The organism is uncultured Tateyamaria sp. (assembly GCF_947503415.1).
Classification (GTDB): Bacteria; Pseudomonadota; Alphaproteobacteria; order Rhodobacterales; family Rhodobacteraceae; genus Tateyamaria.
Window position 1 is genome coordinate 23,735 of sequence record NZ_CANNDS010000003.1, and the last position, 19,304, is coordinate 43,038.

Here is a 19,304-nt window from a genome sequence, read left to right on the forward strand (position 1 = left end):
CAGAGCCATGCACAGCTTTTTTCCCACCGCTATCTTGATCGCGTTTGGCGCCACATCAGCCGCTGCCGACGAGTTTGGCACACTTAATCCGGACGAGATGACCTGGCAGCATTTCCTGGATCAGGCCGAGCGTGGGGAAACCGGAATGGTCATTTGTTCGATGGGATATGCGTTGACGAAATCGGGTGATCATGCGTCCGCGCGCACTCTGTTCCGGAACTGTGCCAATGACGGATACACCGGAGCGATGACGTGGATGAGCCAGCTGGACAACAATGGTCTGGGCGCTGAATACGACCCCGACAGTGCTGCCGAATGGGACCGCCGTGCGGCGCAGGCGGGTGATCCTGTCGGGAAATTCAACTACGGAATATCACTGATGCGCGGGCACGGTGTAGCGCAGGATGATGCGCTTGGCAGGCAACTGGTGGACGAAGCTGCGCGCGACGGACTGATGATCGCCAAGCGATTGCAACGTGCAGGATATGATTTGGACGAGGTCACGCCGGATGCCGACAACTGGAAATACGCGCCGTCATTCTAAAAACCTTCATCGGCAACGAACAAGTGCCTCAAAGCGATTTGCCAGCTATTGAATGCGACGTCTTCAACCCCGGAACTGGCGCTGGTGTAGCCTGAACGCCTTGGCATAGTCGGAAGTCGACCAGATCCTCTCGGCTATTCGATCACCATATGGGGCAACCAATGGCTGTCGGGGTCGCTTGCATGCAGGTCTGCTGCCTTGAGTGGGCGAAGGTTGCCTGCGTCGGGCGGGGCTGACAGCAAGTCCATATCCAACTCCAGCAGCGTGCCGATCAAACGGTCTCCCTCTGCTTCCAGCTTGTAATAGATCCCGTTCCACATATTGATCCCGTACTCTCCGGCGCCCTTCCATACGAACAGAAAGTCATACTCCAGATCGGTGAGGTCCGTGCTGATATCGCGCGCAATCTCATAGGGGTAGGGGACATGGCACCAGTGCTTTTTCGGTCCTTCAAGGCAGCGGAACGGGCGCATGGACAGGAAGTGGTTGGCAAACGGGTCGCTTTCCATTTCGACAGAATACGTGCCACTGTCAGAAATCTCGACGGTCGCAATCCTGACCTGCGTTCCGTCCTGCGCCTGAAGATATACATTTCTGGTGTCCGCCCATACGCCAGTGGCAAGAATGGCAAGGGCAATAGATGCATAGCGTATCATGTCGATTTCCCCCTTGAAAGCGCACGATATGGACTGCCGCCATGAGTCGCTGCGCGACCAAAGTCGCAAGGTTCATGTCAAGTTTCTTGGGGTCTTACGACCATTGTGCAATACCTGTGCACCCTTTTTGCACGAATAATTGACGCAGGGTGAAGGCCGTTCTGTTGCGACAGGTTGCCTTTGCAAGAACTGCCCACCAACGGGTTTTGGGAGGAAAACATATGAACAGATTTATTGCAGCCGCCATTGTCGGGGTGCTGTCGACCACACCCGCATTTGCGCAGGGTGTCACGGAAGAGATGCTGGCCAATGATGCCGCCTCGACCGCTGACGTGTTGACCAATGGGATGGGCCGTCACCTTCAGCGGTATTCACCGTTGGACATTTTGAATAAGGACAATGTGGACAATCTGGTGCCTGCTTGGGCGTTCTCATTGGGCGGTGAAAAGCAGCGCGGCCAGGAAACACAACCCATCGTACATGACGGGGTGATGTATATCACCGGTTCCTATTCGCGCCTCTATGCCATCGATGTGAAGTCAGGCGAAGAGCTGTGGCAATATGATGCCCGCCTGCCCGAAGGCATTCTGCCCTGCTGCGATGTGGTCAACCGCGGTGCGGCAATCTATGGCGACAACATCTATTTCGGCACGCTTGATGCGCGCATTGTGGCACTGAACGCAAAGACCGGCGACACTGTCTGGAACAAGAAGATAGCCGACTACAAGGCGGGCTACAGCTATACGGCGGCGCCGCTCATCGTGAACGGGTTGGTCATCACCGGCAACTCTGGTGGTGAGTTCGGGATCGTCGGCGAAGTGCAGGCGCGCAACGCCGAGTCAGGTGAGCTTGTCTGGACCCGCCCCGTGATCGAAGGTCACATGGGCACGCTCAACGGCGAAGAAAGCACAATGACCGGCACACTGAATGCAAGCTGGCCAGGTGACATGTGGAAAACCGGCGGCGGGGCCACCTGGTTGGGCGGATCCTACGACTCCGACACCGACACGCTTGTGTTCGGCACCGGCAACCCGGCCCCATGGAACAGCCACCTGCGCAACGCAGGCGAGCCAACCGAGGGCAATGCAGGTGACAACCTGTATGCCGCGTCACGCATCGGCATCGACCCTTCCAACGGCGAGATCAAGTGGCACTACCAGACCACTCCGCGCGAAGGCTGGGACTATGATGGCGTGAACGAGGTCGTTGCCTACGAAAACCGCGAAGGCGTGAAGCGTTTTGCCACCGCCGACCGGAACGGTTTCTTCTATGTGCTCAACCGTGAAGATGGCGCATTCGTGTCAGCTGTGCCCTTCGTCAAGGACATCAGCTGGGCAAGCGGCATTGACGAGAATGGGCGCCCAATCTTCATCGAAGACAACCGCCCCGGTGATCCGGCAGCTTCTGCCGATGGCAAGAAGGGTGAGGTCGTGTTTTCTTCACCTGGCTTCCTTGGGGGCAAAAACTGGATGCCGATGGCCTTCAGCCAGCGCACCGGCAATTTCTATGTGCCCTCGAACGAGTGGGGCATGGATATCTGGAACGAGCCGATCACCTACAAGAAGGGCGCTGCCTATCTTGGGTCTGGCTTTACCATCAAGCCCAACTACGAAGACCATATCGGTAGCTTGAAAGCGATTGACCCCGATACGGGTGAGACCAAGTGGGAATACAAGAATGATGCGCCGCTTTGGGCGGGTGTTATGACCACTGCGGGTGGCCTTGTCTTCACCGGTACGCCCGAAGGCAAGTTCATCGCCTTTGACGATGAAACCGGTGAAGAGTTGTGGTCCTTTCAGACCGGCTCGGGCATCGTGGGTCAGCCGATCACTTGGGAACAGGATGGCGAACAATATGTCACCGTCATTTCTGGCTGGGGCGGCGCGGTGCCACTCTGGGGTGGTGAAGTGGCCAAAAAGGTCAACTACCTGAACCAGGGCGGCACACTCTGGACATTCCGCCTGCCGGAACAGCTGGCCTCCGCCAACTGATTAGTTGAAGAAATGCGAAACGCCCCTGCCTGTGCGGGGGCGTTTTGCTTTTGGCCTAGTACCTTTTGACAAGTGACCGACACGCGGACTGTGGTTTAGGCTAGGTCTATGACGCTTCAAACCACGCCCGTGTCCAACCCATCCGAATCCAAGCCGCCGCAAGGCTGGGCGTTGGTGATCGATGATCATCCCTTGTTCTGTGATGCCCTCGAACTGACACTTCGATCCGTTGCGAATTTCACCAAGGTGGTTACCGCCGACAGTCTGGAACATGCGATAGAGCGTCTGGCGCAAGACACGCCACCATCCCTTATCTTGCTGGATCTGAACCTGCCGGATGTCGATGGGCTGGACGGGCTGATGCGTCTGAAACGAACGGCAGAACACACGCCGGTCATCATTGTGTCGTCGATGACGGACAATTCGATCATTGCCAATTCAATTGTCGCAGGTGCGCAGGGCTTTGTTCCGAAACATTCGCATAGATCCGTTTTCCTTGAAGCGATCCAGACGATCGCCGCGGGGGAAACCTATAAACCGGCGGGTTATGTCGAGGGCAACGGGACCGAAGGCAAGGAGGACCATCTGACACGCTTGTCTTCTCTCACCAATCAGCAAGCCCGGATTCTGGAGCTGATTTGCGAAGGCAAGCTGAACAAGCAGATTGCCTTTGACCTATCCATTGCCGAAACCACCGTGAAGGCGCATGTCACCGCCATCATGCGAAAGCTTGGTGTGCAAAGCCGGACGCAGGCCGTACTTGTCGCGCAAGAAGCCAAGTATTCAAAGGTCTTGCCAACGCCCAACTGACGCCCCTATCGTAGGTGTCAGGGAGAAAATCAAAATGACATTGCAGTCCAAGGCCGACAGGCTTGAAGGACGTGCCGTGGCAGACCAATGCGACATACTTCGCACTGGTGAAGTGCGCGCTTCAACGACGTCGCCCGTCAAACATCTCAAACGTGAATTGGGCGAAGGTCCGTTTGCGCTGGTCGCCCTTTTCGTAACGCCCAACGTCGATTTCCACGGGGTCGTGGCCGAAGCGGAAACACTGTTTCCAGACGTTGATGTGCTGGCCTGTACGACGGCCGGGGAAATCGGCACGACCGGGTACGAAGAGGGCCTTGTTGTTGCAATCGGGTTCCCGTCAGACGGGTTTGTGACCAAGTCCTTGATGATTGAGGACGTGAGTGTCCTTGATATGCAGGCAACCATCGACCAGGTCACGCTGGAAAGGATCGCTTTGCGGGATGGAACGCCTGACCTTGATCACAACTTTGCCTTTCTCGTGGTGGATGGCCTTTCGCTAAGCGAGGATACGCTGGCGGCAACAATTGCGCCTGCGTTGCGAGATTTCCCGATCTTCGGTGGATCGGCCGGCGATGGCACCAGCTTTACCCAGACCTTTGTTGCTCTGAACGGTAAGGTCGCCACAAACGCAGCCATTTTGACATTGGCGCGCAGCAAGTACCAAACCCGTGTGTTCAGCCTGAACCATCTTGTCCCCGGCGACACGCAGATGGTCGTCACCGGCGCTGACCCGGCGCGCCGCATCGTGAAAGAGATCAATGCCGAACCTGCTGCCCGCGAATATGCGCGGCTTGTTGGTAAGGACCCCGATCAGCTGGACCGCTTCACCTTTGCATCGCACCCGGTCGTGGTGCGGATTGGCGACACGCACCACGTGCGCGCCATCCAGCAGGTCAACGAACACGGCGAACTGGTCTTCTTTTCCGCCATTGACGAAGGAATGGTTCTGACCGTTGCGTCGCAGGAAAATCTGGCGGCACATTTGCAGGCCAGGCTGACCGATCTGAGTTATCCTGACAGGCCGGCCAACATCATAGGGTGCGATTGTATCTTGCGCCGCATAGAGGCGGAACAATCGCAGCAAACCCGCCAGATTTCAGAGGTGCTCAGCGCCAATCACGTCACCGGGTTTTCGACCTACGGTGAACAGATTGGTCCATTGCATGTAAACCACACGATGAGCGGTGTCGCTTTCTATCATCCCATGCCTGACAGCAAGGCAGATACATAGTGTCGCTGATCAATCCGCAGGACTCACTTGAGCGGCAGAACGAAAAACTTCTGCAAATCTCGCAAGCTTTGATGCGGCGGGTCGAACAAAAGACCGAGCAGTCGGGCTTTGCCTACCAGCAATTCGAGCGGGCTGCCCTTCTGGAGTCCGAGGTGCGGGAACGCACCCGTGATCTGGAACGGACATTGGACCTGCTCCAAGATTCCAATGCGCGCCTTGAGCGGGCGAACATGGAGACTGAGAACGCCCGGTCGAACTTGACCGAAGCGATCGAGACGATCAACGAAGGCTTTGCGCTGTTCGATCAGGACGACAGGCTGGTTCTGTTCAACAGTCGGTTCTGTCGGGATCTGCAAGACGTTGAGCCGGTGCTGAAAGAAGGGCTGACCTTTCACGACTATGTCACCTCGATCTCGACCAGTCGCTTTCTGGCATTGCCCGACGGGCAGACGGCTGACGATTGGGCACAACTGCGGCTGGAACGGCACCGGGAAGAGCACGTGGTGTTCAATGTCAGTCTGATCTGGGACCGGTGGTTGCAAGCCTCTGAACACCGGACATCGCGCAATGGGACCGTGATCCTGCAGACGGACGTAACCGACATCATCCGAATGGAACGTCAGGAACGTGACAAGATGCGCCACCAGGAGGCGCGCAAATTGCAGGCAACGCTTGATCACCTGAACCAGGGTGTCTGCATTTTCGACCACAACAAGACGCTTGTGGGCTGGAACAAGCGGATGGACCGGTTGCTTGACGTCGCACCTGTTCGCCATCGCCACAGGTTAAGCTTCGATGACCTGATGGAGCAGTTTCGAGAGGAGCTCGAATTCAATGCAACATTCTCAGCCGAGCGTCTGATAGAATGGACGAAACGCGCCCGACCGCGCGATCCTATAGCGTTCGAGGTGGCCCGCAAAGGTGACCAGACGTACAGTATCTTTGCCCAGGAAATGCCGGATCGAGGCTTCGTTATCAGCTTGACCGATGTAACCTCGGAACGTGCCGCCACACGGGCCCTCGCTGAGGTCAATGAAAAGCTCGAAGGGTGGGTCGAAGAGCGCACGGCCGAACTTGAGGAAGCTCTGGCGGAGGCGGAACGCGCCAATGCATCGAAGTCTCGATTTGTTGCGGCAGCCAGCCACGACCTGTTGCAACCGCTGTCTGCCGCCAAACTCTTTGTCTCGTCCATCTCGGATCAAACGGACAACGCTGACATTCAACATGTCGTGGCAAAAACCGAAACGGCCCTTCAGGGTGTCGAACAGATCATCGAAGCGTTGTCAGCAATTTCCAAATTGGATGCGGGCCATGCCGTGTTCGATGTCCAACCCATTTCATTGACCGAGATTTTCGATCCGCTCAGGGACGAACTTGCCCCGAGTGCGCGCGCGAAAGGGTTGGACTTTACCTTGGTGCACAGCGGGCTGACGGTTCTCAGCGATCCTGGGTATCTGCGAAGGATCGTGCAAAACCTTCTGTCCAATGCGATCCGCTATACCGAAAACGGACGAATTTTGGCGGGGGTAAGACGCGTTGGAGATTTTGCCCGGATCGAGGTGTGGGATACTGGGTGCGGCATCGCCGAGCTGGATCAGGACACGATTTTCCAAGAGTTCAAACAGCTTGGATCCGGCGCGGCCAATTCCGGATTGGGGCTGGGTTTGGCTATCGTCGAGCGCGCGTGCAAGGGACTTCGCCATCCGCTTGAGCTTTGGTCCAAGCCGGAGACCGGCAGCTGCTTTACCGTCATGGTGCCGGTATCTGCGACCGCGACGGGGCTGCTCGATCCAAGCACTGCGCCGTCAGCGCACCCGTTGCGCGACCTGAACGGATTGCTGGTCATGCTGGTCGAAAACAACCGTGGCGTAGCACAGGCGATCAGCCAATTGATCGAAAGCTGCGGCGGCGAAGTGATTGTCGCGGAGTCGGCGGAAGAAGCCCTCGATACCATTTCCGAAATCGATCTTGTGCCCGATGCTTTCCTTCTCGACTACCAATTGGGCAACAGTATGAACGGGATCGAGTTGTACGAACGCATACTGGAGAAATACGGTCGCGTTCCCGCATCCATTATTTCGGCAGACCGCACAGCGGAGCTGCGTTCCCAGTGCAAGCGATTGGACTTGAACCTCTTGTCCAAACCGGTGAATGCGCAACGCATCTACGATTTCTTGAATGCGGGCTTCGGATTGTCCGACCGGATGCAGGCATAGCGCGTCCATACCATCGGTATTTTGAGCCGCACTTACCCGCCGACCATCGAAGGCAATGTCAGCGAAATCGCGGGTACGAACGTGATCAGCATCAACGCGATCAAGATGGCAATATAGAAAGGCCAAATGGTCCGAACCGCCTTTTCCATCGGCAGCTTGCCCACGGCGCACCCGACGAACAGACATGAACCCACCGGCGGCGTGCACAGACCAAGACCAAGGTTCACCAACAGGATCATTCCAAACTGCAAGGGGTCAATGCCCAGACTGTTTGCGACTGGCAGGAAGATTGGTGTGCAGATCAGGATCAGGGCCGCCATGTCCATGATCATGCCAAGGATCAGCAAAACGAGATTGATCATCAGGAGGATCAGAATGGGGTTCTCGGTCAACCCGGTCAGCAGATCGACCGTCTTGGCCGGGACCCGGTAGAACGTCAGCATGTATGCGAACGCGCCCGCACAGGCGATCAGGATCATGACCATGGCCGTTGTACGAACGGATTGGATGACGGCCGTTTTGAACTTTTCCACCGTGATGGAACGGTAGACCAAAAGCGTCACGAGGAATGCATAGATCGCCCCAAACGCACCGGATTCAGTGACGGTGAACACGCCCGAAAGAACGCCGCCGACAATGATCACGGCCGTCAGTAGCCCAGGGATTGCACCCAGAAAAGCCATGACCAAGGCGGCCCACCCGGGAAATTTTTCTGCGCTGTAGCCTCGTTTGACAGCCACAATGTAAGCCGCTGCGGCAAGGCATAGACACATGAGGATACCCGGCACCACACCAGCCAGGAAAAGCTTGGAGATCGAAATGCCGCCACCCGCCGCGATGGCAAAGATGATCATGTTGTGACTGGGTGGGATGATGATTCCCGCAATCGACGACGTCACCGTGACGTTTACGGCATAGTCCGCGTCGTACCCTTTTTCCTTCATGACCGGCACAAGGATGGATCCAAGTGCGGAAATGTCCGCGATGGCAGAGCCTGAGATGCCGCCGAAAAGCATAGATGAAAACACGTTCACGATCCCCAGACCGCCGCGCACGGCCCCCACTGCGGCCTGGGCGAACCGAACAAGCCGCATGGCGATGCCGCCGTGGAACATCAACTCCCCCGCAAAGATGAAGAACGGGATCGCCATGAGTGCGAACACGTTGATGCCGGAAATGATCCGCTGAAATCCGATCATCAATGGCAGACCTTCGTACCAGAAGGCGACAATGGCCGAGATGCCGAGCGCGAAGGCGACAGGCGCGCCAATCACGACGCAAAAGGCAAACGCGCCCAGAAGGACTGCAATTCCCATGATCGGATCCTATTCGATGCTGTCCGTACGCTCATCCGCGCCAAGGAACAGGCGGACAAGGTGGCCAAGTGAAAAGAGCAGGATCAGACCGCCCCCGATTGTAAGCGGCAGCGATCGCAGACCTTCCGGCACCTGGATCAAGGGGATGAGCGAGCCCCATTTGAAGACCGTCAACTGCCATCCGTACCAGAACATGAGACCGCCAAAACTGGCCATCGCCACGTCCGTGATAACAACAAGAACCGCGCGAATGTGCCGTGGCAGGGATGTACGCAGAATGGAGACAGACAGGTGGGTGTTTTCGTGCACGCCGACAGCGGCGCCCAGAAATGCGATCAGCATGACCAGCAGAAGAGCCACTTGCTCGACCCATGTCGGCGTTGCATTCAGCACGTAGCGACCGAACACCAGCCAGCCAAAAATCACCGTCAGAACAACCAGCGCGACACCGGTCACGACACGGCACACCAGCGCAATCCAGTCGAGCACGGTCGACATGCGCTGCAGCTTTGGCGAGGTTTGAGAAGCATCACTCATGCGGCGTCTCCTGCGTAAAAACGCCCGGCTCCGAATGGTCGAAACCGGACGCTCATCGACTAGTTTAGCGACAGTTTATTCAGTTGTCTGGATCAGTTCGACCAAGGGGCGCAAGCCCGGATTGGTTTCGAAATACGCCTCGTACACAGGCGCCATAGCTTCCTGGAACGGCGTCTTGTTGGCGATTTCGTTCACGACCACACCTGCGGCTTCCACCGCTTCGCGGCTTGCCGCTTCACGCGCCGCCCACAACTCTCTTTGCAGCGTGGCTGACTCTTGCGCCGCTTCCGACACAGCCGCCTGCATATCCGCAGACAGCGCGTTGAACGCGTCAGTGTTCACACAGATGCATTCGGGGATGATCAGGTGCTGCGACAGCGAGTAGTAGCCCGCGACCTCAAAGTGGCCGGTGGATTCATAGGATGGCCAGTTGTTTTCCGCACCATCCACAACCCCCGTCTTGAGCGCTTGGTACACTTCGGCAAAAGCCATCGGCGACGGGTTGCCGCCTAGCTGGGCGATCATGCCGGTAAACAGGTCGTTGTTCATGACCCGAACCTTCATACCTACAACATCCTCGGGTGTATTGATTGCCTTGTCGCCATTGTAGAAAGACCGCGCACCTGCATCATACCATGCCAAGGGCGTCAGCCCCTTTGCGGCCATACCTTCGGCGATGGCTGCACCACCGTCGCTGTCCAGCACGCGGAACATGTGTGGCACATCTTTGAAAACGAACGGCAACGAGACAACATTGGCCTCAGCGACGATTGGGCCAATGGGTCCCAGATTGAAGTTGCCGATCTCGAGCGCACCCGCGCGCACCTGCTCAACTGCGTCTGGCTGGCTGCCCAGCGTACCGCCATGGAACATTTGCAGGGTGATTTCCCCACCCGTCTTTTCCGAAACCAACTCGGCGAATTTGTCCATGGCGACGGTGTTTGGATACCCTTCGACGTGAATATTCCAACCGCGCCAGTCTGCGGCATGGGCGGTGACGCCGATGACGGCTATGGCGGCCGCGCCAACCAATGATTTGGTAATGTTGTTGAACATGATGTCCTCCCTTTGAAATCGCGCCAATTTGCTTCTTGGGCATGCTGGCCCTTCATCGGAGGCTCCATCTCCCACCCCGATAGGTCCAACACGACGGCTTGGCATTTAGGTACATCAAGAGGAGTACTAGTATACCAGTTTTGTCAACAATAATCTTCTGTGCTATTACGGCGTTCCAGGTGGCAAAATGCGGTGACAAGCGCGTTCTGTATCAACGATCATGCTGTGCCGCGCACCGGGCGGTTGTTGCTGATGTTGAATTCCATCCCGTCCAGCAATTCACTGAGGTCCGGTCGTGCAGCCGGTCCATTGGAAATGTCCACCAGCATCAAGGTGCCATCAGGGCGTATGCCGAAGGCACCGGGTTCCGCGAAACGGTCTGTCGTCTCGGCCTCGGACAAAGGATCAGAAACGTACAGGCCAAGGGACCGCATTTGATCTTCTGTCAAACCGTAGGCGAGATCGAAGTCCCAACCGAACTCCTCTTTGTCCAGCCGTGCTTTTTCCGCAGTGTCCGCCGATACGACGACCACATCCATGACAGCCACCCACTGCGCCAACATGTCGTTCAGTTTATTCAGAAACCTTTTGCACCGGGGGCAATGCCGCCCTCTGTAGACGAACAGCATGGTCCATCGATCTTGATTTTGACCAATGGTCATCGTTCCGCCGCCGACTGTGTCAAAGTTGAAGATGCCGACGGGTTCACCAACGCGGGGTTTGGCGTTCATGCGATATTCGTCCTCTCTTGTGGTCAATGGCTCTCGGGCATGAAGTAGTTTGTGTTTGTCTCTGAGATCCGCGCAATGGTCTCGTCGAGCCGCGACAGATGATGGACACCGGCCTTTATTGCCTCGACAGGATCATGGATCTTGATGGCGGCGGCTATGGCGCGGTGATCTTCGACGAGTTCCGGCATGCGGTCGCCTTTTGACAAGCTCAAAGTGCACAAGCGATCCACTTTGGACTTCTCGGACACGATCACGTCGAACGCAAATTCGGACCGCGCAATCTGGCACAGCAACTTGTGAAACTCATAATCGAGTGCGTTGAACTGATCAATGTTCCTGTCTTGAACGGATTGCTCTTGCAGCTTCAAGGCAGTGTCGAGTTGCTTTGCATCGTCGGAATCGCATTGCTCGGCTGCGCGTTGCAATATTTCCTTTTCGACGGCCAAACGAACGAATCGAGATTTGACGATCTCGCGCATGGAAAACCGTTTCACTTCCGTGGCGCGTTGTGGGCGGATCAACAACAGGTCCTGCGTCGCCAATCGGCTGAACGCATCCCGAACAGGTTGGCGAGACACACCGAACTGAGTAGCGATATCGGCCTCGGAAATCTTGTCACCCGGTCTGAGACGGAGCGACGAAATCTCGTCGTAGAGGTAGGCATAGATGTCATCGACACTTGTGCGACGCACACCGAACTGAGTTACCTGCGCCATTTGGCGGCCTCCGTAATTTGGTCTTCCATTTGAGGTCTACTGCCTTTGCAGCAGAGCCAAAACTGCATTTTCAGACCCTGCATCTGGCAGAGTGTTCAAGTTGGGCCGAAGCGGCAGCACTCCAAGTAACACTGATTGACTAGTATACCAGTTTGAGTGAAAAGTGAAACCGAATCTGTATGGCACTGGTTATCTGCCTCACTCGACTGGTGCGTGGATGTGCGGTCGCGTGAGGGTTGCACAGTGCGGGTCAGAGCGTCGGGATAATAAAGAGGATCAAGACATGAAACTTGCTGGACAAACAGCCATCGTCACCGGTGGCGGTCGCGATATCGGTCTTGCCGCGGCACTCAAGCTCGCCTCTGAGGGTGCAAATATTGCCATTAACTACTTTTCCAGCGGCGACGGTGCAGATGCCGCTGTTGAAAAGATCAACGCGCAAGGTGGCCGCGCATTCTCGATGCAGGGCGATCTCAAGCGCCAAGAGGATGTGGATGCGCTGGTGTCTCGAACAGTCCAAGAGTTCGGCAGTATCGATATCCTGGTGAACAATGCCGGCGGTTTGATCGCCCGCAAGAAAATGGCCGAGATGGATTTGGATCACTGGAATGCCGTGATGGATCTGAATCTGACAAGCGTTTTCATGATCACCAAAGCCTGCCTTGAGCACATGAAAACGGGCGTCGTAGTGAATTTGGCCAGCCAAGCGGGCCGCGATGGGGGCGGCGCCGGTGCGGTCGCCTACGCAACGTCCAAGGGCGCTGTCATGACGATGACGCGGGCACTGGCGAAGGAATTGGGTCCGGACATTCGGGTCAACGCCTTGTGTCCGGGTATGATCGACACCGACTTTCACAACATTCACACAGCCGATGCGGCCAGGCGCGGCTACGAGGCCGCAGTACCAGTGAAGCGACAGGGAACGATCGAAGATACGGCCAATCTGATCCTGTTTTTGGCGTGTGATGACTCGGCTTTCATCACAGGTGCAAATATCGACATCAACGGCGGCATGCTGTTTTCCTGATCGGCAAAGGAGCGTTTTGACATGACCAAATTCCCCGTGGTGAAAACCGGAGAAGACGTGACCCGCCAAGTACTTGCGGATGATCCTGCGCTCATGGTCGTGGTCTTTCGTTTCGACGCGGAAGGTGCCGTTGGCGATCTGCACAACCACCCTCACGTCCAATCAACCTATGTCGAGAAGGGGCGTTTTCGATTCACGATTGGCGATGAAACCAGAGAGGTTGGTCCGGGCGACAGCTTTGTCATCCCGTCAGACGTGACGCACGGCTGCATCTGCCTCGAACCCGGCACCTTGATCGATTGCTTCACCCCGCGGCGCGAGGATTTTCTTTAGGGCACCGAGCCGATTGGTGATTGGCTCATCCTGCCGCCTTGGAAAGACGATCTATTGTAACCCTGCAAGGCGATAAGATGCGGCTCGGTGGGCGCGGGCAATTGGCTGTTTCGGTCACTGATTGCCCTCTAACGAAAATTCGCAAAAATCAGTGGCTGCCGAAGTTGATGTATGGGCCTACCATGTTGCGTTTTCTCCGCGCACATCCACGTGCACGAAGGTGTTGTACCGTCCAATCCCTCCGGAAAATACACCTCGATTGCGCATTTCCAGGATCTTGTTGTACCACGTGAGTGGCGTGTTTCCATTTGCAATTGTGATGTCTGCGGCCGTGAAACGCATGTGCTGGCTGCGGCTCGCGCCACCGATGCAACTGTTGTATTCGGGGGACCGGTAGCAGCTGCTGATGCGGAGCGGAGCCCCAAACTCATCCCGAATGGCTTGCAACAATGTACTCAGTGCAACCGCGTTCTGCCATAGGTCCTCGGGTGGGTCAGTGTTGAGCCCCTTGCAGGCACCAGCCGCATTGCCACCGCCGGGATACAGCAGTTCTGTCGCGCTGAAATTCGGTGCGTGGCTTTGAATTTCATCCTCAAAGAACTGCGCAAAACTGCGTTGGCTTGGCTGAATGGCAGGCATCTGCGTGATTTCGGGCAGCCGTGGTGGGATAATCCGTCCCTCATTTTCGTCGTCGGACGCAAAGAACCCCCAGGCCCCCAGATCGTAGTTGACCGAATGCACTTTGCCGCGTCCGGAAATGAAGGCTCTGCGCCGTGCGAATACGTCATCGGCCCACTTTGAATTGGACAGCTGTGCGCGCAGTGCTTTCGCAAGAACTTCCCGCAAAGACATTTCCGTCGCATTGGGGTTTGCCGCCCGCGCGGCCTTCACTTTTTCAAGCGTTGAGTTGGATGCACCACCTTGTTGAATGGCCGCGTCGAAAAGCATGCCAAGGCTCAGCGGTTCGTGCAGACCCATAAGCGTCGCCTGAGGCACTGCAATACCGTCCCAAAACGCTTCACGACTGTGCTCCAGCATTGCCGTACGCGCACTTTCCTGCTCGCCCAGATCTGCAAACTGGGTATGCCAATCGCTGCGGATCCTGCTTTGGCCGTCCAAAACGTTTTGGCGCGCCCAGTCCAATTGACCCTGTAGCGGCATTTGCAGCATCTGACGAACTTGGTTGGCTCGTTCTGATCCGAACACGGCGTCCAGTGTCTGTGGTCCCTTGGCTTCGATCCGGCCCAGCACGGCCTGCAAATGACCGAACTTGAGAGTGTACCCGTGATAGCCCCAGGTCATGACGGCGCCGTCAAAGTCTCCGACAATCTTACCAAAACCGTGACCTTCAAAGGACGCCGTGGCTTGGGCACAAAAGTCGAAAAGGTCCACTTCATCCTGTCCCGTGAGGTCCGTGAATTCATTCTTCGTAATGATGGCATCCAGCGTGGACCGACCCGTGCTGGCGCGCCACGCAAGGAGGGCGTTGGCCGTGTCATCGCCAAAGATCATATCGACGCCATTGGTGCTGAAGCCTGCGTTGCTCAACGCGTTTTGCATCGCCCGAACCAAATGCCCGTACACGGCTCGCGTGCCCGAACTGCGGCGCAGCATTACCGGGTCATCGGCCACCGGGTTGACGATAGCGGGTGTCGGGGCGGTGTTGGGAACGACGGCGACGGGATCGGGCGTGATGTCGCGGATGATGCGTTGGACGTCCTCGCGAATGGAAGCAACGACGGCGGACAGCCCATCCAAAACCTTGCCCAACACGTTCCGCCCGGCCGCCTCTGTCGAGGCAACGACAGCCTGTGAGGCGGCGTTAACTTGCGTGGCGGCATGATCCATCATGACCACGTCGATATCGTCGATTTCAAAATTGATTTCCGAGATACGCCGCGCTTTTTCCGCGGGTGTAAGCGCGGACTGCCCGACCTCCGCCGCTGCGGCAATCAATTCATCCCGTAGTGCTTGGAGTCTTCTGAGTTCCTCGTCCATATCTTGTCCTCCAATGTGTTCAGTTTATCAATTCGCAGCAGATAGCCGTTTGATCCTGTCCACCCGAGCGCGCAGGTCACCAGACAGCACCGCCGCTTCGATCAGGCGGCCATTTCGATCAACCGACGAGCCTGCAGCGCTCACTGCTTGTGACAGTGCCGATTGCGACAATTCGATCAGATGAAGCCATTCGGCCAACATCTCACGCTCGGTCGCGATATCCTCTCTGATCGCGGCCGCGTTGGGTGGATTACCCCGCAAGGCGCGAAACTCGCTTGCCGTGAGGGCGGTAAACGCGACTTGCGCGTTGTCCAGAATGACATCCAGCACATCACTGATCTTGCCCGCGGTTTTGCTCAGTTCCGTTCGGAACGCTTCGCGTGATCCGATACCTGCAAAGACATCAAGGGCTTCTTCAAACACCGCGATTTTGCCGTTTAATGCGCCGGACAGGCCATTGCCGGTGTCCTGCTTCTCAAACCCAAGTGCTGACACCTGCAACGCGTTGACGTCCTTTTTAAGAACGTCGAGAGGCCGACCTTGGGCATAGGCCAGTAGAATGCCGTTCAGGTCTGCGACGGACTGCACCGCAAACCGCATGGATGCAACGAAAGGCGGATCGGCAGATGGCGCAAAAATCGAGATATCGTCGCGTGTGAATTTGTTGGATACGCTGCCACGGTCAATTGTCCGCTTCCGGGTCAAACGTTCTTCCGCAGCTATCTCATTCAAAACCGTGTCGGACGCCTCAACCACCCCGTCAAATGCCTCTGCATAGGCTGTAAATTCCCGAACAGCGACCGTCGTGCCGCAATTCGCCAACGCAGAAAATGCCATTAATAAAACGAGTTTTTTCATATGTTCCTCGTTGAAAATGCAAACGCTAAAAATCTTACAACAAGTGCTAAACACGGCCCGGCAATGCGAAATGGTCGCCCGGCTCAATCGTCCAACCGCAAATTGCACACGAAAAATAAATATGTGACGGGCTGGTTGACTGGCAACTATTGTAAAAGCCCTTGGCTTTCCACGCAAGGATGTTGCCGTATCGGCCTCGGAATAGGCGGAAAACCCGGTCGACGACCAAGCGGCGAGCGCCCCAGTGTTCGCACTTTCCGACAGTTCGGATCGACCTCAATCAGTTGGGAACAAGAACCAGCCGCTTCCTATTGAAGCTGCGCCGAATCTTCTTGGATCTTCAACTTCCAATTCTCGATCAGCGTGCCTTCGGTCTGCAACCGGCTCGCCAAATAGTACAATCGCTGTGTCGCCGGGCCGTTTGGTGCGGTCTCGAACCGTTGCTTGAGGTAATAGGGTGGAATGGCTTGCGAATAGAGCGTTGCCGATACGGTCACAGACGCCGGATCGACGTCAGGCGGCAAGTTGATCTGATAGGTTAGCTTGTCCTTGCCTGCTTTGACGCCTGCGTCATGCTCTGCCCGACCTTCGGGCATCGTTGCTTTCATGAATGCGGCGGTCACGGCAGAGTCGCCAAATCGTTCCACAAATTCGGGCGTTCCAGGTTCCGCGGCACCCCAGGGCAACAAGCGGTTGTCTTTCGGATGGTGCACTCGGTGCACAAAACTGGTCGTGAATTCCTTCTTCGCGTTTTGCGTCAGCTCTTCGTAGATTTGTACCTGCGTTTGATCGTCGATGACGTCGTAATGGGGCTGATACAGCGCTTCGGTCGCGCCTTCGGGCACCACATCCAGAAACTCGGTCGGGAGTGGTTGCATGTCCGGACCGATGATCACACCCGCTCCATTTGTGCAACCCGAACACCAGACCGACGCGCCACTTGCATCGGTCACATTCACCTCCAGAAACGCCCGTCGGAAACCGACACCAGACGGTAGGCGGTGGCCGGTCTTGTTGTCGACACTGACAACGACCTCAAGCGTCCCGTCAGCTTCGGTCAGGCTTTCGATGACAACGTCGGCGGTCTCATCCCGCGCTTGCAGCGCCATTGTCTCAATGGACAGTTCCGCGCCGTTGGTTGCATAGGTCATTGGATCCTTCGGTCCCAATCCCATCTCCTCATCAAATTGCGACAGCATTTCGACCATAAAGGCATTCAGCCCCACAAAGTTGTGCCGCTTGTAGTCGTCGCGAAACGGCACATCGATCTCGTCTTGGGGCAGGGCGTTGGGCACCTCGGGCAGGTTGGTGTCCTGGATTGTTGCAATCTGAGTTGTCAGGCTGTCGATCTTGATCGTGCCGTCGAGCGTTTCAAAATTGCTTTTCATGTGGCAATCCTGACAGGACTGCGCGGTGCCCGCATCCGCGAATTGGCTGTTCTGCCATTCGATGAACGTCGCCTGCTCGACCGAATGCTGGAACTGGACCAATGGCTCGCGGTAGGTCACGCCAAATTCTTCATTCAGGAAATCGACCGCGTTCTTGGCGGCTTGGTTGAGAATGGCTTGCTCCGCGGGCGTGAAACCGGGCAGTGGTTCGTCCGTCGCCGCGTCCACATTTGGCAGGTTGATCGTATGGCATGCGCCGCACATCTCACTGTCCTTGATGTAGTCATCATACATGGGCGTGATGCCCATCGCGTTCTGCATGGGTTTTTCGCGCACATCGGAAAACGGACCAATCAGTTCGTCCGCAGCGGTTGTGCGGAATACACCCGTTGTGCCGTTCATCAGATAGGTGTCGAGCTTGTTGTAATCGGGTTGGCCAGCAGCCTGTTCCGGCGGCGCAATATGATGGCAGACCGCGCACGAGATCCCCTCGCGGGCCAAATTGCCGTACTGATGATAGGGGTATGTTCCATCGGCCACCTGCTGCTCTTTCTCCGCAACAGTCAGCGGGTCGTGCAGCAACGTGTATTCGACTTTGAAGGCGTTGCCGTCGAGGCCCAGATCCGGGTTTGCGTGCGCATCAATTTCCAGCTGACGTTGGCCCATTGCACCGTGACACGACAGGCATGTGGTTCCAAGGTTCTCGGACAGGTCCCCAACGCCGGCCTGTTCCAGCAGTGCAAATTCCGATTCCAGCTGGGCAAAAAAGATCGGATCGCGCCCGGCGAGACCCATCGGTGACCAGCGCCATTCTCCATATTCGGAGATGTTGTAGCCGTCGCCATATTCAGAGCCATCCTTGATGAACATGGTCACACCCGACGGTGCGCCGCCCAATCCGCCATGACAGCCAAGGCAATTGTCTGATGTCAGGAAATGCTGCGTATCGTTGGGGCGTGCAGGAACATGATCCAGCCACTCGCTGGGCAATGTCTGCAAGTTGGCGCGCGTGATATCGACACCGCCTGTACCGGGGAACATGTCGGTGAAGTCCTTGTTCTGATCGACCGGCGATGCCTTGGCCGCCGCCACATGGGCGGCGCGCATGGCGGCCGGATCATGCGCGTCGTTCACATACGACTTGATCATATCTTCCAGACTGGCACCAAACGCGGGTTTTTGCGCCTTGGGAAGATCGCGCCAACTTTCGTCGACGCGGAAAATGACCGGCTCCCCCGGATACCCTTCGATGTTTTCCAATGCGGAAAAGATCAGCTCCTCGGCGGCGGACGCATGGCAGCGCATACACATTCCATCGCCCCCGGCACCCAATGGCGGGCTGTAGGGTGCTTCAAACGTGTCGATGGCCGGCTTTCGCGCCTTCATGTCGTCCTTGTCGGCAAAGTACACCGAGGCAAAGAACCACCCGCCATGCGACAGGGCGCTGTCCTTGACCATGACCGTCCAGTTCAAACCACCGGTATCATAGGCATAGTTCGACATCTCTTCGGCGACTTTGGCGGGATCATTGGGGTATTGTTCGACAAGGCCCGCCCGGTATTCGTTGTACATGGCAGACGGTGGGTTCACCATTTCCTTGATCACGATGGCGCCATCTTCGATCTCACCGGTCCGACCGCCTTCGAGCCACACAATGATCTCGGGCGAGTAATACATGCGCACCGCCGGGTGGATGCCAAAGCTCATGTTAAAGACAAACGGGCCCGTATCACGCCAGCTTTTGTCGCGCTTCCACCCCAACCCCACGTATTCGCGGTTGGCAATCCACGGGAAGAGGACGTTCTCGTAGTCAATTAGCGGTAGCGTGCTCGGCAGCGGCAAGTTGGCAGACTGTGACTCATACGTGGTGCTATCGGCCATGGAGGGTGTTGGGGA

The 19,304-nt window shown here is 56.6% G+C and carries 16 protein-coding genes; 7 read left to right on the plus strand and 9 right to left on the minus strand.

Annotated elements, in window-relative coordinates:
* The first annotated feature begins 7 nt into the window (after positions 1-7).
* Positions 8-544, plus strand: coding sequence for a tetratricopeptide repeat protein (locus tag Q1A32_RS16785; protein WP_299655717.1), 537 nt, complete (start codon positions 8-10; stop codon positions 542-544).
* Between the two features lie 134 nt (positions 545-678).
* On the opposite strand, the gene Q1A32_RS16790 is transcribed toward Q1A32_RS16785, so the two are convergent.
* Complete coding sequence (locus tag Q1A32_RS16790) at positions 679-1,200, minus strand: hypothetical protein (RefSeq protein WP_299655721.1); 522 nt, start codon at positions 1,198-1,200, stop codon at positions 679-681.
* Positions 1,201-1,421: 221 nt separating this feature from the next.
* Here Q1A32_RS16790 and Q1A32_RS16795 point away from each other — a divergent pair, with 221 nt between their 5' ends.
* The 4 genes from Q1A32_RS16795 to Q1A32_RS16810 all read left to right on the plus strand — a co-directional run bounded on the left by Q1A32_RS16795 (position 1,422) and on the right by Q1A32_RS16810 (position 7,448).
* Positions 1,422-3,191, plus strand: coding sequence for a PQQ-dependent methanol/ethanol family dehydrogenase (locus Q1A32_RS16795; protein ID WP_299614598.1), 1,770 nt, complete (start codon positions 1,422-1,424; stop codon positions 3,189-3,191).
* 108 nt (positions 3,192-3,299) lie between these two features.
* A complete protein-coding gene (locus Q1A32_RS16800; RefSeq protein ID WP_299655724.1) occupies positions 3,300-4,001 on the plus strand; it encodes a response regulator transcription factor in 702 nt (233 codons plus the stop codon).
* Positions 4,002-4,035: 34 nt separating this feature from the next.
* Positions 4,036-5,232 (plus strand): FIST N-terminal domain-containing protein, encoded by a 1,197-nt coding sequence (locus Q1A32_RS16805; RefSeq protein WP_299655727.1) that lies wholly within the window; start codon positions 4,036-4,038, stop codon positions 5,230-5,232.
* Positions 5,232-7,448 (plus strand): PAS-domain containing protein, encoded by a 2,217-nt coding sequence (locus Q1A32_RS16810; RefSeq protein ID WP_299655730.1) that lies wholly within the window; start codon positions 5,232-5,234, stop codon positions 7,446-7,448. Before Q1A32_RS16805 ends, Q1A32_RS16810 begins: the two co-directional genes overlap by 1 nt.
* Before the next feature lie 32 nt (positions 7,449-7,480).
* On the opposite strand, the gene Q1A32_RS16815 is transcribed toward Q1A32_RS16810, so the two are convergent.
* The 5 genes from Q1A32_RS16815 to Q1A32_RS16835 all read right to left on the minus strand — a co-directional run bounded on the left by Q1A32_RS16815 (position 7,481) and on the right by Q1A32_RS16835 (position 11,804).
* The gene (locus Q1A32_RS16815) at positions 7,481-8,764 is read right to left on the minus strand and encodes a TRAP transporter large permease (RefSeq protein WP_299655733.1); all 1,284 of its coding nucleotides are present in this window, start codon (positions 8,762-8,764) and stop codon (positions 7,481-7,483) included.
* A gap of 9 nt (positions 8,765-8,773) precedes the next feature.
* The gene (locus Q1A32_RS16820) at positions 8,774-9,301 is read right to left on the minus strand and encodes a TRAP transporter small permease (protein WP_299655735.1); all 528 of its coding nucleotides are present in this window, start codon (positions 9,299-9,301) and stop codon (positions 8,774-8,776) included.
* 75 nt (positions 9,302-9,376) lie between these two features.
* On the minus strand, positions 9,377-10,357 hold the full coding sequence (locus Q1A32_RS16825) for a TRAP transporter substrate-binding protein (protein WP_299655737.1): 981 nt from the start codon (positions 10,355-10,357) through the stop codon (positions 9,377-9,379).
* A 218-nt stretch (positions 10,358-10,575) separates the two neighbouring features.
* Entirely contained in the window at positions 10,576-11,088 is a 513-nt protein-coding gene (locus Q1A32_RS16830; RefSeq protein ID WP_299655739.1) for a redoxin domain-containing protein, read from the minus strand.
* A gap of 23 nt (positions 11,089-11,111) precedes the next feature.
* A complete protein-coding gene (locus Q1A32_RS16835) occupies positions 11,112-11,804 on the minus strand; it encodes a GntR family transcriptional regulator (RefSeq protein WP_299655741.1) in 693 nt (230 codons plus the stop codon).
* Between the two features lie 283 nt (positions 11,805-12,087).
* Between Q1A32_RS16835 and Q1A32_RS16840 the strand changes: the two genes are divergently transcribed.
* Together Q1A32_RS16840 and Q1A32_RS16845 are read left to right on the plus strand one after the other, a co-directional pair.
* Positions 12,088-12,831 (plus strand): SDR family NAD(P)-dependent oxidoreductase, encoded by a 744-nt coding sequence (locus Q1A32_RS16840; RefSeq protein WP_299655743.1) that lies wholly within the window; start codon positions 12,088-12,090, stop codon positions 12,829-12,831.
* Between the two features lie 21 nt (positions 12,832-12,852).
* Positions 12,853-13,164: a cupin domain-containing protein gene (locus tag Q1A32_RS16845; RefSeq protein WP_299655745.1), complete on the plus strand. Its 312-nt coding sequence runs from the start codon at positions 12,853-12,855 to the stop codon at positions 13,162-13,164.
* A gap of 177 nt (positions 13,165-13,341) precedes the next feature.
* On the opposite strand, the gene Q1A32_RS16850 is transcribed toward Q1A32_RS16845, so the two are convergent.
* From Q1A32_RS16850 to Q1A32_RS16860, 3 genes are all read right to left on the minus strand, one after another.
* Complete coding sequence (locus Q1A32_RS16850) at positions 13,342-15,162, minus strand: D-Ala-D-Ala carboxypeptidase family metallohydrolase (RefSeq protein WP_299655747.1); 1,821 nt, start codon at positions 15,160-15,162, stop codon at positions 13,342-13,344.
* Positions 15,163-15,189: 27 nt separating this feature from the next.
* Positions 15,190-16,020 (minus strand): hypothetical protein, encoded by an 831-nt coding sequence (locus tag Q1A32_RS16855; RefSeq protein WP_299655749.1) that lies wholly within the window; start codon positions 16,018-16,020, stop codon positions 15,190-15,192.
* Positions 16,021-16,328: 308 nt separating this feature from the next.
* Complete coding sequence (locus Q1A32_RS16860) at positions 16,329-19,289, minus strand: hypothetical protein (protein WP_299655751.1); 2,961 nt, start codon at positions 19,287-19,289, stop codon at positions 16,329-16,331.
* Positions 19,290-19,304 lie beyond the last annotated feature (15 nt).